Raw genomic sequence first — 11,959 nt, forward strand, 5'->3', positions numbered from 1 at the left:
GAAGAAACACGTTAATTCCGTGTTTCTTTTTATTATTTTTGTAAAGAAAGGACATCTCATATGGGTATTACAAAAGAATACAAAAAGCATGCCTCTTTACAACCAAATAAAATAGCGATAAAGGAAAATGATAGAGTTTTAACATATAAAGAGTGGTTCGAATCAGTTTGTAAAGTAGCAAACTGGTTGCACGCAACAGAATCAAAGAATAAAACAATAGCAATCCTATTAGAAAATCGTATAGAGTTTTTACAACTATTTGCTGGTGCCGCTATGGCCGGGTGGGTTTGTGTTCCGTTAGATATAAAGTGGAAACAAGATGAGCTCAGAGAAAGAATTGAAATCAGTAATCCGGATATGATTGTGACAGAAAGATATAAGGTAAATGATTTATCGCATGAAGAAGGAAGAGTAATTGAAATTGATGAGTGGAAAAGAATGATAGAGAAATATCTTCCTACACATTCCACTGTAGAAAGTTTACGAAATGCTCCCTTTTATATGGGATTTACATCAGGATCAACTGGAAAAGCAAAAGCATTTTTACGTGCACAGCAATCGTGGATTCATAGTTTTGATTGTAATGTACATGACTTTCATATGAAAACGGAGGATTCAATTTTAATAGCTGGGACGCTCGTTCATTCTCTTTTCTTATACGGGGCAATAAGTGCATTATATGTAGGACAAACGGTGCACATTATGAGAAAGTTCATTCCGAATCAAGTATTAGATAAGTTAGAAACTGAAAATATATCGGTTATGTATACAGTTCCGACAATGCTTGAATCTTTATATAAAGAAAATAGATTAATAGAAAATAAAATGAAAATTATTTCATCAGGAGCGAAATGGGAAGCTGAAGCGAAAGAAAAAATAAAGAATATATTTCCTTATGCGAAAAGATATGAATTTTATGGTGCATCAGAGTTAAGTTTTGTAACAGCACTAGTCGATGCAGAAAGCGAAAGAAGGCCAAATTCAGTAGGAAAACCTTGTCACAATGTGCAAGTTCGAATATGTAATGAAGCAGGCGAAGAAGTACAAAAAGGCGAGATAGGAACTGTTTATGTGAAAAGTGATCAGTTTTTTATGGGATACATAATAGATGGGGGTTTAACACGGGAGTTGAATGCAGATGGCTGGATGACAGTGCGAGATGTAGGCTATGAAGATGAAGAAGGCTTTATATATATTGTTGGTAGAGAGAAGAATATGATTTTATTTGGAGGAATCAATATTTATCCAGAAGAAATAGAAAGTGTATTACATGAACACCCAGCTGTTGATGAAATAGTTGTAATTGGTGTGAAAGATAGTTACTGGGGTGAAAAGCCCGTCGCGATCGTAAAAGGAAGTGCTACGAAACAACAATTAAAGAGTTTTTGCTTACAACGATTATCCTCGTTTAAAATACCGAAAGAATGGCATTTTGTAGATGGAATACCTTATACAAATAGTGGGAAAATCGCTCGTATGGAAGCAAAAAGTATGATTGAAAACCGGGAGAAAACATATGAATAAGGCAGTTATTGTAGAGGCGAAAAGAACACCTATCGGTAAGAAGGATGGGATATTAAAAGAGTATGAAGTTCAGCAATTAGCAACGCCGCTTCTTACGTTTTTAAGTAAAGGAATTAAGAGAGAGATAGACGATGTTATATTAGGAAATGTTGTTGGGCCAGGAGGGAATGTTGCAAGATTATCTGCTTTAGAGGCAGGACTTGGCTATCATATTCCTGGTGTAACGATTGATCGGCAATGTGGTGCTGGTTTAGAAGCAATTCGAACTGCGTGTCATCTCATTCAAGGCGGGGCAGGTAATTGCTATATCGCCGGAGGAGTAGAGAGTACAAGTACGTCACCTTTTCAAAAAAGAGCAAGATTTTCACCTGAAACAATTGGTGATCCTGACATGGGAGTAGCTGCTGAATATGTTGCGGAGCGTTATAACATAACGAGAGAAATGCAAGACGAGTACGCTTGTCTTAGTTATAAGCGGACACTGCAAGCGTTAGAAAAAGGATATATACATGATGAAATATTTTCTTTTAATGGATTATTAGATGAATCTATAAAGCCAGAAATGAATTATGAACGAATCATTAAAAGAACAAAGCCCGCATTTTTACAAAATGGAACAGTGACGGCAGGTAATTCATGTGGTGTAAATGATGGGGCATGTGCTGTTCTTGTAATGGAAGAGGGACAAGCCCTAAAGTTCGGTTATAAACCTGTCCTTCGTTTCGTTCGTAGTACTGTAGTGGGAGTGGATCCCAATCTTCCAGGGACTGGTCCGATATTTGCGGTGAACAGATTATTAAACGAAATGAATGTAAAAGTAGAGGACATCGATTATTTTGAAATAAATGAAGCATTCGCCTCAAAAGTTGTTGCTTGCGCAAAAGAGTTACAAATTCCGTATGAAAAATTAAATGTAAATGGTGGGGCAATTGCGCTCGGTCATCCGTACGGTGCATCTGGGGCTATGCTTGTAACACGTTTGTTTTATCAGGCTCAAAGAGAGTCTATGAAATATGGAATTGCTACATTAGGAATTGGAGGCGGGATAGGGATTGCGCTATTATTTGAGAAAGTAGAAGACTAGTGAGGTAACTAGTTTTCTACTTTTTGAGGAACATAAACATTGCTGCCAGGCTTCGCTTTCATTTCGTTCCAAGCAGCAATCGCATCAGCTTTTGCTTTTCCTTTATTATTTGGATCTTCGAAAAAGTCCCGAGTAAAGCGATTGTATTCAAATTGCGCGCTGATCGTTGTTTTATAAGTAGGATCTTTTTTCGTTCGTTTTCTTCATACCAAAATGTTATCGCGTCTTCATATGTTTTTCCAACATTCTCTTTAAAAAACTTTTGAAGAGCTACTGTAAAGCGGAAGTTTGTTCCGATTTTTTCTTTGAAAAAAGCACGAACATCTTCGCTACAGCGGTGATTTTTAGTAATAATCGTTTGAAGAGAAAGGTCTTTATAAGAGAGGGGAGCTTTGCTCACTTTTGGCACAGAGCTGTTTTTTAAGACTTTCCCCGTAGTTAAATAATGTGAGATACGCTCGGTTATTTCGGTCTTAGAGCCACTAGCTGGCAAACCATGCTCGCGACAAAATGTTTGCAGTTCTGCTTTTAACCAATAATAGTTTTGAAAATCTTCAAGTGATATAGATTTTGTTAAAGGTGGACGCATGAATATAACAACTTCTTTCTTCCATAATTTTCTTTAATTATAAAACGTATGTTCTCTTTGTGGAAGGATTAATTTGTAAATATAACAGGAAGAGGAGATTACATATGGAAAATGTAATGCAAGTTCGTGTTACGGGAATTTTAATTGAAGATGAAAAAGTATTGCTAGTAAAGCAAAAAGTGGCTAATCGCGATTGGTCTTTACCTGGAGGAAGGGTAGAGAATGGTGAAACGTTAGAAGAAGCGATGATTCGAGAAATGAGAGAAGAAACGGGATTAGAAGTTAAAATTAAGAAGCTACTCTATGTTTGTGATAAACCAGATGCTAGTCCATCTTTGTTACATATTACGTTTCTGCTTGAAAGGATTGAAGGTGAAATTACACTACCTTCTAACGAGTTCGATCATAATCCGATTCATGATGTGCAAATGGTACCGATTAACGAATTAAGTTATTATGGTTTTTCGGAAACTTTTATCAATCTTATAAGTGGCGGTTTTGCAAATGCAGGAAGTTATCAAGGGTTGAAACAACATATAGGCCTGTAAATATAGTTGAAGGATAGCCGTTAGCTATCCTTCATAAACATGTTTTACACTGCTGACTGTAAAGAAGAGACAAGCTGATTTAAAAACTCGTCCCCGTTCATCACCGCTTTTCCGCCGCCGCGTGCACTCTTTTTATTTCCGCCACCTTTTCCTTCAATTGCAGGAAGAGCATCTTTTAAAAGAGCATTCATATCGAGCGTTACTGTTTTTCCGCAAGCGAGAATACATTGTAGTTTGTCATCATTTTCGATGACGAAATACGTAATTGCATGCTCTTGTTGTTCTGTAATGATAGCTGATAGTTTTGCAATTTCTTGCATAGAACGATCTGTAAATGCTTTAGAAATAAGTAACCCAGCATGTATTTCGGTGGGCTGTTGCAGTAATTCATTTGCCTCTGCAAATAATAATTTTTCATTCATTGTTTGTATTGTTTTTTCGTTTTCCTTTTGAGAGGTAAGAAGCTGTGCTACTTTTGCTGGGATATCAGTTTCGCTACTGTTTAATTGTTTGGAAACATCTTTCATAATTTGTTGCTGTTGCCCCATTAATTTAAGTGTACGCCAACCAGCGATAAAGGTTAAGCGTATACCACCTTTATTGCGCTCCCATCCTAGTACTTGAATAGGACCAACTTCACCAGTGCATTTCGGATGGGTTCCACCACAGCCATTGTAGTCGTAATTTTCGATAATAACAACACGTATATTCTCTGTCATAGTTGGTTCTTTACGAAGAGGTAATGTTTTTGCTTCTTCTAAGTTCATCCACTCTATACGGATTGGGTGGTTTTCAAAAACGATTTTATTGGCAATTTGTACTGCCTTTTCAACCGTTTCTGCATGCAGATTTTCTGTTTCTAAATCAATTGTTATCGTTTCTTTTCCAAGATGGAATCCAATCGTAGGTATGTTGAAATAGTCCCAAAAAACAGCAGATAAAATGTGCTGAGCTGCATGTTGCTGCATATGATCAAACCGGCGCTCCCAATTGATTTTACCTTCTACGTCTTCTGTGTGTAATTGTTCTGCAATGAAGTGGCGGATTTCTTCGTCGACTTCTTCAACATCAAGTACAGCAATACCATTTAAAGTTCCAGTGTCATGTGGTTGTCCGCCACCAGTCGGATAAAATGCGGTTTCGTTTAAAACAACGTATAAGTTACCGTCTTTATCATAATCTTGCTTTATAATTTTAGTAGTAAATTCTTGCTTATAAGCGTCAGTGTAATATAATTTGTGCTCCAATTTTCTTTCTCCTCTCGCATTAACTAGTTTCATTGTAAAGCAATTGAAATTAGTTTCCTAATATTTCAGAAGAAAGAAACTATTTTTAGAATTTTCTTGCTATAATAAGAAGAAAATGCGGGGGTGGAATAAATATGTTATATGAAAATGGCGTAGATAAACTGCTTAGTTTAAGCAAAAATATTTCTGAATTGTATCGAGAATTAAATGAAATGACCCGGATTTTAACGGATTGTAATCGAGAAAGTGTGAAGTTTGATCGGTTATATGTAAAAGAGTTACTTTGGAAGAAAGAAGATGTAATAGAGAAATATGACCAGCTACTTGTACAACTTTGTATTAACGAATGCTTTGATCTAAAAAGTGTCATTACAGGCGAATATAAGTATACATATGAAGAAGTGGAGAACATCGTTTTACAATTTAATGAGAAGTATAATGTTGCAATATTAATTAAAGATGTTTGTAAAGAATTACAGTTTACATATGGCATAGATATGGATATAACGAGAACAGCGCGGGTATCAACAGCGCAAGTATAAAAAGGGAAAAGAAAGCAGATCCTTTGCTTTCTTTTTTTATGTAAGAACAGGGAGAGTAGGTTTTTAAGATGAAGGGGAAGTTGCAAAATATTCATCCGTTAGGAATGACAATTATAATAGGGACTTTATTTGCGAGGTTCGCCACGTCAATGAGTATTCCTTTTTTAGCGATTTATTTAACGACTGTGAAAGGTGTATCAGCTGGAATGACAGGTGCTATTATCGGAACGAGTGCACTTGTTGGAGTGTTTGCTAGTTTTATCGGAGGGAATTTATCAGATCGATTCGGTCGAAATATGATTATAATATGGTCCATGATCGTTTGGGTCTTTGTATTCATTGGTTTTTCACTTGCAGATCATGTTTTAAGTTTCTTTTTATTAAATGCTTTGAATGGATTATGTAGGTCATTTTTTGAGCCAACATCAAGAGCGTTATTATCAGATTTAACGAAACCTGAGTATCGTTTACTCGTATATAATTTGCGTTACGGTGCAATCAATGTTGGAGTAGCGATTGGCCCACTTGTCGGGTTACAGATTGGAAGCGCAAAATCAACAATTCCGTTTTTAGTAGCAGCTGGAGTATACATTTTATATACAGCTATATTAGCGTTCCAATTTAAGAAGTATCCGATTGAAAAAAAGAAAGTAAATACAGAAAAGCCTGTCACAATGTTAAAGGCAATTCGTATTGTGCGAAAGGATGTCGTATTTTTAGTTGCACTAGTTGGTATTATTTTGAGTAATTGTGGTTTTTCTCATTTAACGACAACAGTATCTCAATATTTTGCAAATGCACATATATTTCAGGATGGAGTGAAATTATTTTCATATATGCTAGCTTTAAATGCGATTGTTGTAGTCGTAATTCAATACCCTGTTATTCAAATTTGTAAAAAGTATACACCGTTAGTATCCATTATGGTGGGGGCTTTATTTGTGAGTGGGGGATTATTTGGCTTTGGAATAGTAGAATCCATGCTAGGTGCTGCCGTTTGTACAATTATTTTTACAATTGGAGAAGTCTTAATGTTTTCGATGACGGATGTATTTATTGATGATATTGCTGTTGCGTATCTAAAAGGAACATACTTCGGTGCGATGGGCTTTTCGGGAATTGGAGCAGTAATAGGTCCGTGGTTTGGAGGAGTACTTCTCGATTACTACGGGTACCAAAATGGGTTTGCAGTATTTTCAGCATTAGCTATATTCTCAACTGTGGCATTTCCTGTGCTTTTAGTTACAAAAGGTTTATTGAAAAAAAGATATGATAGAAATTCTAATATAGAAATACATGCGAAATAACATAAGCCCCAGTACCAACTGGGGCTTATGTTTGTATTATATTAACTCTTAATTTGAAAAAAGAACTTTCTTTTCATGTTTATCAGCAACTTCATTTTTGGAAATATGAATGGCCAAAAAACCATTCTCTAAGCAGGCTAGCATCTTCTTATAAATAACATTAGCGGGTAAAGGGATAGTTCGCTGCAAAGAAATGTTTTTATGAAGTATGCAAATGGTTAGGCCTGTCTCCATCTTTTTAATGACTACATTTTGTTCATTGGCATTTGGTACATCTGTTTCCAAAATGTATTCTTGTTCAGTTTCGCAAAGGTCAATATGAATTTGATTTGGGAAACTAAAGTTACTACAAGAGTCAGAACAAAACTGATCCATCCATTCTTCGAAACCATCAACATGAAAAAGACAATCCTTCTTTTTCTTGCCCATGTAAGACACCCTCCGTAAAATCTCAATTCATACTATGTTATGCATGAATGAATTAGGGGTGAAGAATAAATGGAAAAATATAAACATTGTATGTGGAAAAGATAGCTAGTGTGCACTTTTTGTTTTACATATCATGATGCGCATGATGTTTTTGGCGTGAATGGTTACGGTTTTTTACTTTATGAGATCCGCTTAATGGTTCAGGTTGTCCTTTTTTTTCTTTCGCTTCACGATTGTTTTTTCCCATTGTATGTGACACCTCCTCTTCCTTTTTAGAATGAGAGAAGTTTGCAAATTTATACGAGAATGTTTTTAGAAAAAAAGGTAAAGATAATTGGGACTAACTATTACAGAAAGGGGATTATATAATGCCATATCATAAAGATAAACAACAAGCGTTTCAAGCAGCGCAGCAAGGCGTTACACAAGCAGAAAATGCATTTAACAACATTGTGAAAAATGATCCAAACTACGGTCATGATTTAAAAGAATTACGCCAAGAGGTTCAGGAAGCATATGAACAAATTCAAAATGCACTAGAGGTAGCTTCAGAAACACAACGTCCACAACTTGAGCAATATGAAAATAATCTCCAAAATATAATGCGAAATGTAGATCAATTAGAAAAGTAAATTAGGTTGTTGTGTATTTGACAACCTCTTACTTTAATGAACATTATGCGAAAACAGAAAATTTTTCTATTCGTTTTTTCTTTATTATGCGCAGTACATATATTTCAAGTTGAAAAAGTGGAAGCGAAAATGTTGCTCAGAAAAGAGCTAGAACCAACTGGCTATGTAACGTGGGAAGTACCTAATAATGAAAAAATTATTGCCATTACATTTGATGATGGACCAGATCCAACGTATACACCACAAGTTTTACATTTATTACGTCAATATAAGGCTGAAGCGACATTTTTTATGATTGGATTTCGAGTTCAGCGCAATCCATATTTAGTGAAACAAGTGTTAAAAGAGGGACATGAGATTGGAAATCATACGATGAATCATTTATATGCAAATAGTTCATCAGATGAAAAATTAAAAAAAGATATTTTGGATGGAAAGAAATTTTTCGAAAAATGGGTGAAAGAACCGTTGCTATTCCGTCCTCCTGGTGGATATATTAACGATGCTGTATTTAAAACAGCAAAAGAAGCAGGTTATCAAACCGTTCTATGGTCGTGGCATCAAGACCCACGTGATTGGGCAAATCCAGGGGTGGAATCTATCGTAAATCATGTAGTGAAAAATGCTAAAAGTGGCGATATTGTATTGTTACATGATGGAGGAAATGATCGTAGTCAAACGGTAGCAGCACTAGCAAAAATTTTACCTGAGCTAAAAAAACAAGGCTATCGATTTGTAACGGTTTCAGAATTGTTACGTTATAAACATTAGAAAAAATCCCAAAAGGTGAATGTTCCTTTTGGGATTTTTCGTTACTGGTTCTTTTTGCGTTTCTTATTATTTTGTCTTTCTGCAGGAGTTAAGTTTTCATTTGCAAACTCTTCGTTATAACCAGTACCTTGTCCTTGTGCGGACGCTGCATTCATTCCTGAAATAGTATGATTTGCTTTTCTTTTACCCATTTTATTTCACCTCTATAACATTTTTTTGTATGTTGAATGATGAGCAGTTCATAGTGTGTATGAACTATAAGTAAAGCGCTAATAGAGCACTTTACTTTATGGTAATAGTATTCATAAGGAGCATGAACACTATTCAAATTTAGAAACATAAAGAAAACTTATGATAATCTATAAGTTTCTTATTATTTACTTATTTAGAAAGTTGTAATAAGATATTATCGTAAGGTATTGAAAAGTTTGTCTACATTTTATATTCAGACAACTTAGTCACGTTTAACAGGGGGGAAACATAATGGTCAAACATAATCCATTTCAATCACGTGCAACTTTTGAAGTAGATGGAAAAACGTATCATTATTATGATTTGAAAGCGCTTGAAAATGCAGGGGTTGGCAACGTATCTCAATTACCATATTCCGTGAAAGTTTTACTTGAATCAGTACTTCGTCAAGTAGACGGACGTGTAATTACAGAAGAGCATGTTACAAATTTAGCGAAATGGGGAACGAAAGATGTGCAAGATATCGATGTTCCATTTAAACCATCTCGTGTAATTTTACAAGATTTCACTGGTGTACCAGCTGTTGTTGATTTGGCTTCGCTTCGTAAAGCAATGGCAGACATGGGTGGAGATCCTGATAAAATCAATCCAGAAATTACTGTAGACCTTGTAATTGATCACTCTGTACAGGTTGATAGAGCGGGTACGGCAGACGCGCTTGCATTCAACATGGACTTAGAGTTTAAACGTAATGAAGAACGTTATAAATTTTTAAGCTGGGCACAAAAATCATTTGATAACTATCGTGCAGTTCCACCAGCTACAGGTATTGTACACCAAGTAAACCTTGAATATTTAGCACCAGTTGTTCATGCTGTGAAAAATGCTGAAGGTGACTTAGTTGCATACCCAGATTCATTAGTTGGAACAGACTCACATACAACAATGATTAATGGTATCGGCGTTCTTGGATGGGGTGTTGGTGGTATTGAAGCAGAAGCAGGAATGCTTGGACAGCCTTCATACTTCCCAGTACCTGAAGTAATCGGTGTGAAATTAACAGGTACACTTCCAAGTGGTACTACAGCAACTGACGTTGCCTTAAAAGTAACGCAAGTATTACGTCAAAAAGGTGTAGTTGGTAAATTCGTTGAGTTCTTCGGTAATGGACTAAAGAGCATGCCTTTAGCTGACCGTGCAACAATTTCAAATATGGCACCAGAATACGGCGCAACTTGTGGATTCTTCCCAATCGATGATATTTCATTAGAATACTTACGTTTAACAGGTAGAGATGAAGAACAAATTCGCGTTGTTGAAGAATACTGTAAAGCGAACGGTTTATTCTATACAGCAGACAGTAAAGATCCAATCTACACTGATCTTGTAGAAATTGATTTAAATACAATCGAATCTAACCTTTCTGGACCGAAACGCCCACAAGATTTAATTCCACTTTCAGATATGAAAGATGCGTTCCACAAAGCTGTTTTAGCACCAGTTGGAACACAAGGACTTGGATTTAATGAGCAAGAGTTCGATAAAGAAGTGAAGGTTACATTAGAAGATAAAGAAGTAACGATGAAAACAGGTGCAATTGCAATCGCTGCAATTACAAGCTGTACAAATACATCAAACCCATACGTATTAATTGGAGCAGGTCTAGTTGCGAAGAAAGCAATTGAAAAAGGACTTGTAGTACCTGAGTATGTAAAAACATCATTAGCACCAGGATCTAAAGTTGTTACTGAGTACTTAGATAAGTCTGGTTTAACAACATATTTAGATCAATTAGGTTTCCAAACAGTTGGTTACGGTTGTACGACTTGTATCGGTAACTCTGGTCCATTAGCGCCAGAATTAGAAGAAGCAATCGCAGCAAACGACTTACTAGTAACATCTGTTTTATCTGGTAACCGTAACTTTGAAGGGCGTATCCACCCACTTGTAAAAGCAAACTACTTAGCATCACCACCACTAGTTGTGGCATATGCACTTGCAGGTACTGTTGATATTGACCTGAAAAATGATGAAATCGGTAAAGATGCAAATGGCAATGCTGTTTACTTCAACGATATTTGGCCATCAGCTAAAGAAATTGAAGATGTAGTTCAAAGTGTTGTTACATCTGAACTGTTCAAGAAAGAATATGCACAAGTATTTAACAGCAATGAGCGTTGGAATGAAATCCAAACTTCAAATGAAGCGTTATATACTTGGGATAATGATTCAACATACATTCAAAACCCACCATTCTTTGAAGGATTATCTAAAGAGCCAGGTGAAGTTGAAACATTATCAGGCCTACGCGTAGTTGGTAAATTTGGTGACTCTGTAACGACAGACCACATTTCACCAGCAGGTTCAATCGGTAAGCATACACCAGCTGGACGCTACTTATTAGAAAACGGCGTACAACCAGTTGACTTCAATTCTTACGGTTCTCGTCGTGGTAACCATGAAGTTATGATGCGTGGTACATTCGCGAACATCCGTATTAAAAACCAAATCGCACCAGGAACAGAAGGCGGATATACAACATATTGGCCAACAGGTGAAGTAACGTCTATCTATGATGCTGCTATGAAATATAAAGAAGATGGCACAGGCCTTCTAGTTGTTGCTGGTAAAGATTACGGTATGGGAAGTTCTCGTGACTGGGCTGCGAAAGGAACAAACTTACTAGGTATTAAAGCAGTAATTGCAGAAAGCTTTGAGCGTATTCACCGCAGTAACTTAGTGTTAATGGGTGTACTACCACTTCAATTTAAAGATGGCGAAAGTGCTGAAACGTTAGGTCTTGTTGGTAACGAGTCATTTGAAATTCAAATCGACAAAACAGTTAGACCACGCGATCTTGTGAAAGTAGTTGCAACTGATGCAGATGGCAATGAAAAACAATTTGAAGTAGTAGCTCGTTTCGATAGTGAAGTAGAAATTGACTACTACCGTCACGGTGGTATTCTGCAAATGGTTCTTCGTGAGAAAATTGAAGAGTCTAAAGTGTCGAACTAAATAATTGAAATGAATAATAAGGAAGCTAACAATAGTTAGCTTCCTTATTTTATGGAAAGGGATGAAACCATATGGTTTC

At 36.2% G+C, this 11,959-nt stretch carries 12 protein-coding genes and 1 pseudogene; 8 read left to right on the plus strand and 5 right to left on the minus strand.

The features are described from left to right. Positions 1 to 60 precede the first annotated feature (60 nt). Together B9A45_RS11295 and B9A45_RS11300 are read left to right on the plus strand one after the other, a co-directional pair. The gene (locus B9A45_RS11295) at positions 61 to 1,524 is read left to right on the plus strand and encodes an acyl-CoA synthetase (RefSeq protein ID WP_084064037.1); all 1,464 of its coding nucleotides are present in this window, start codon (positions 61 to 63) and stop codon (positions 1,522 to 1,524) included. Then, positions 1,517 to 2,608, plus strand: a complete 1,092-nt coding sequence (locus B9A45_RS11300) for an acetyl-CoA C-acyltransferase (protein ID WP_058839937.1) — start codon at positions 1,517 to 1,519, stop codon at positions 2,606 to 2,608. Before B9A45_RS11295 ends, B9A45_RS11300 begins: the two co-directional genes overlap by 8 nt. 8 nt (positions 2,609 to 2,616) lie before the next feature. Here the strand turns inward: B9A45_RS11300 and B9A45_RS11305 are convergent. Next, a pseudogene (locus tag B9A45_RS11305) lies at positions 2,617 to 3,197 on the minus strand (DUF6434 domain-containing protein). A 104-nt stretch (positions 3,198 to 3,301) separates the two neighbouring features. On the opposite strand from B9A45_RS11305, the gene B9A45_RS11310 reads away from it, so the two are divergent. After that, on the plus strand, positions 3,302 to 3,745 hold the full coding sequence (locus tag B9A45_RS11310; protein WP_000432562.1) for an NUDIX hydrolase: 444 nt from the start codon (positions 3,302 to 3,304) through the stop codon (positions 3,743 to 3,745). Between the two features lie 44 nt (positions 3,746 to 3,789). On the opposite strand, the gene B9A45_RS11315 is transcribed toward B9A45_RS11310, so the two are convergent. Next, complete coding sequence (locus tag B9A45_RS11315) at positions 3,790 to 4,992, minus strand: serine-tRNA(Ala) deacylase AlaX (RefSeq protein WP_000400390.1); 1,203 nt, start codon at positions 4,990 to 4,992, stop codon at positions 3,790 to 3,792. A gap of 134 nt (positions 4,993 to 5,126) precedes the next feature. Here B9A45_RS11315 and B9A45_RS11320 point away from each other — a divergent pair, with 134 nt between their 5' ends. Next, on the plus strand, positions 5,127 to 5,534 hold the full coding sequence (locus B9A45_RS11320; RefSeq protein ID WP_000965133.1) for a hypothetical protein: 408 nt from the start codon (positions 5,127 to 5,129) through the stop codon (positions 5,532 to 5,534). A gap of 68 nt (positions 5,535 to 5,602) precedes the next feature. Continuing rightward, positions 5,603 to 6,841: an MDR family MFS transporter gene (locus tag B9A45_RS11325; RefSeq protein ID WP_084064038.1), complete on the plus strand. Its 1,239-nt coding sequence runs from the start codon at positions 5,603 to 5,605 to the stop codon at positions 6,839 to 6,841. A gap of 48 nt (positions 6,842 to 6,889) precedes the next feature. Here B9A45_RS11325 and B9A45_RS11330 read toward each other — a convergent pair whose 3' ends face one another. Both B9A45_RS11330 and B9A45_RS11335 read right to left on the minus strand, forming a co-directional pair. Beyond that, positions 6,890 to 7,270: an Hsp20/alpha crystallin family protein gene (locus tag B9A45_RS11330; protein WP_000516731.1), complete on the minus strand. Its 381-nt coding sequence runs from the start codon at positions 7,268 to 7,270 to the stop codon at positions 6,890 to 6,892. Positions 7,271 to 7,394: 124 nt separating this feature from the next. After that, positions 7,395 to 7,517: a small acid-soluble spore protein P gene (locus B9A45_RS11335; RefSeq protein WP_000517649.1), complete on the minus strand. Its 123-nt coding sequence runs from the start codon at positions 7,515 to 7,517 to the stop codon at positions 7,395 to 7,397. Positions 7,518 to 7,638: 121 nt separating this feature from the next. Between B9A45_RS11335 and B9A45_RS11340 the strand changes: the two genes are divergently transcribed. Together B9A45_RS11340 and pdaB are read left to right on the plus strand one after the other, a co-directional pair. Then, positions 7,639 to 7,902, plus strand: a complete 264-nt coding sequence (locus B9A45_RS11340; protein WP_001146295.1) for a hypothetical protein — start codon at positions 7,639 to 7,641, stop codon at positions 7,900 to 7,902. 45 nt (positions 7,903 to 7,947) lie between these two features. Continuing rightward, positions 7,948 to 8,673, plus strand: coding sequence for a polysaccharide deacetylase family sporulation protein PdaB (pdaB, locus tag B9A45_RS11345; RefSeq protein WP_003284976.1), 726 nt, complete (start codon positions 7,948 to 7,950; stop codon positions 8,671 to 8,673). 41 nt (positions 8,674 to 8,714) lie between these two features. Here pdaB and sspO read toward each other — a convergent pair whose 3' ends face one another. Continuing rightward, positions 8,715 to 8,864, minus strand: a complete 150-nt coding sequence (gene sspO / locus B9A45_RS11350; protein ID WP_000518055.1) for an acid-soluble spore protein SspO — start codon at positions 8,862 to 8,864, stop codon at positions 8,715 to 8,717. A gap of 292 nt (positions 8,865 to 9,156) precedes the next feature. On the opposite strand from sspO, the gene acnA reads away from it, so the two are divergent. Then, the gene (gene acnA / locus B9A45_RS11355; protein WP_000238558.1) at positions 9,157 to 11,880 is read left to right on the plus strand and encodes an aconitate hydratase AcnA; all 2,724 of its coding nucleotides are present in this window, start codon (positions 9,157 to 9,159) and stop codon (positions 11,878 to 11,880) included. Positions 11,881 to 11,959 lie beyond the last annotated feature (79 nt).

The sequence above is a fragment of the Bacillus sp. JKS001846 genome, from assembly GCF_900176455.1.
In the GTDB taxonomy this organism is placed as follows: domain Bacteria; phylum Bacillota; class Bacilli; order Bacillales; family Bacillaceae_G; genus Bacillus_A; species Bacillus_A cereus.

Bases quoted from the DNA above. Each gene is read 5' to 3' on its own strand.
- pdaB (WP_003284976.1), top strand. From the start codon at position 7,948: ATGCGAAAACAGAAAATTTTTCTATTCGTTTTTTCTTTATTATGCGCA.
- B9A45_RS11335 (WP_000517649.1), bottom strand. From the start codon at position 7,517: ATGGGAAAAAACAATCGTGAAGCGAAAGAAAAAAAAGGACAACCTGAA.
- B9A45_RS11325 (WP_084064038.1), top strand. From the start codon at position 5,603: ATGAAGGGGAAGTTGCAAAATATTCATCCGTTAGGAATGACAATTATA.
- B9A45_RS11310 (WP_000432562.1), top strand. From the start codon at position 3,302: ATGGAAAATGTAATGCAAGTTCGTGTTACGGGAATTTTAATTGAAGAT.
- B9A45_RS11300 (WP_058839937.1), top strand. From the start codon at position 1,517: ATGAATAAGGCAGTTATTGTAGAGGCGAAAAGAACACCTATCGGTAAG.
- B9A45_RS11295 (WP_084064037.1), top strand. From the start codon at position 61: ATGGGTATTACAAAAGAATACAAAAAGCATGCCTCTTTACAACCAAAT.
- acnA (WP_000238558.1), top strand. From the start codon at position 9,157: ATGGTCAAACATAATCCATTTCAATCACGTGCAACTTTTGAAGTAGAT.
- sspO (WP_000518055.1), bottom strand. From the start codon at position 8,864: ATGGGTAAAAGAAAAGCAAATCATACTATTTCAGGAATGAATGCAGCG.
- B9A45_RS11330 (WP_000516731.1), bottom strand. From the start codon at position 7,270: ATGGGCAAGAAAAAGAAGGATTGTCTTTTTCATGTTGATGGTTTCGAA.
- B9A45_RS11320 (WP_000965133.1), top strand. From the start codon at position 5,127: ATGTTATATGAAAATGGCGTAGATAAACTGCTTAGTTTAAGCAAAAAT.
- B9A45_RS11340 (WP_001146295.1), top strand. From the start codon at position 7,639: ATGCCATATCATAAAGATAAACAACAAGCGTTTCAAGCAGCGCAGCAA.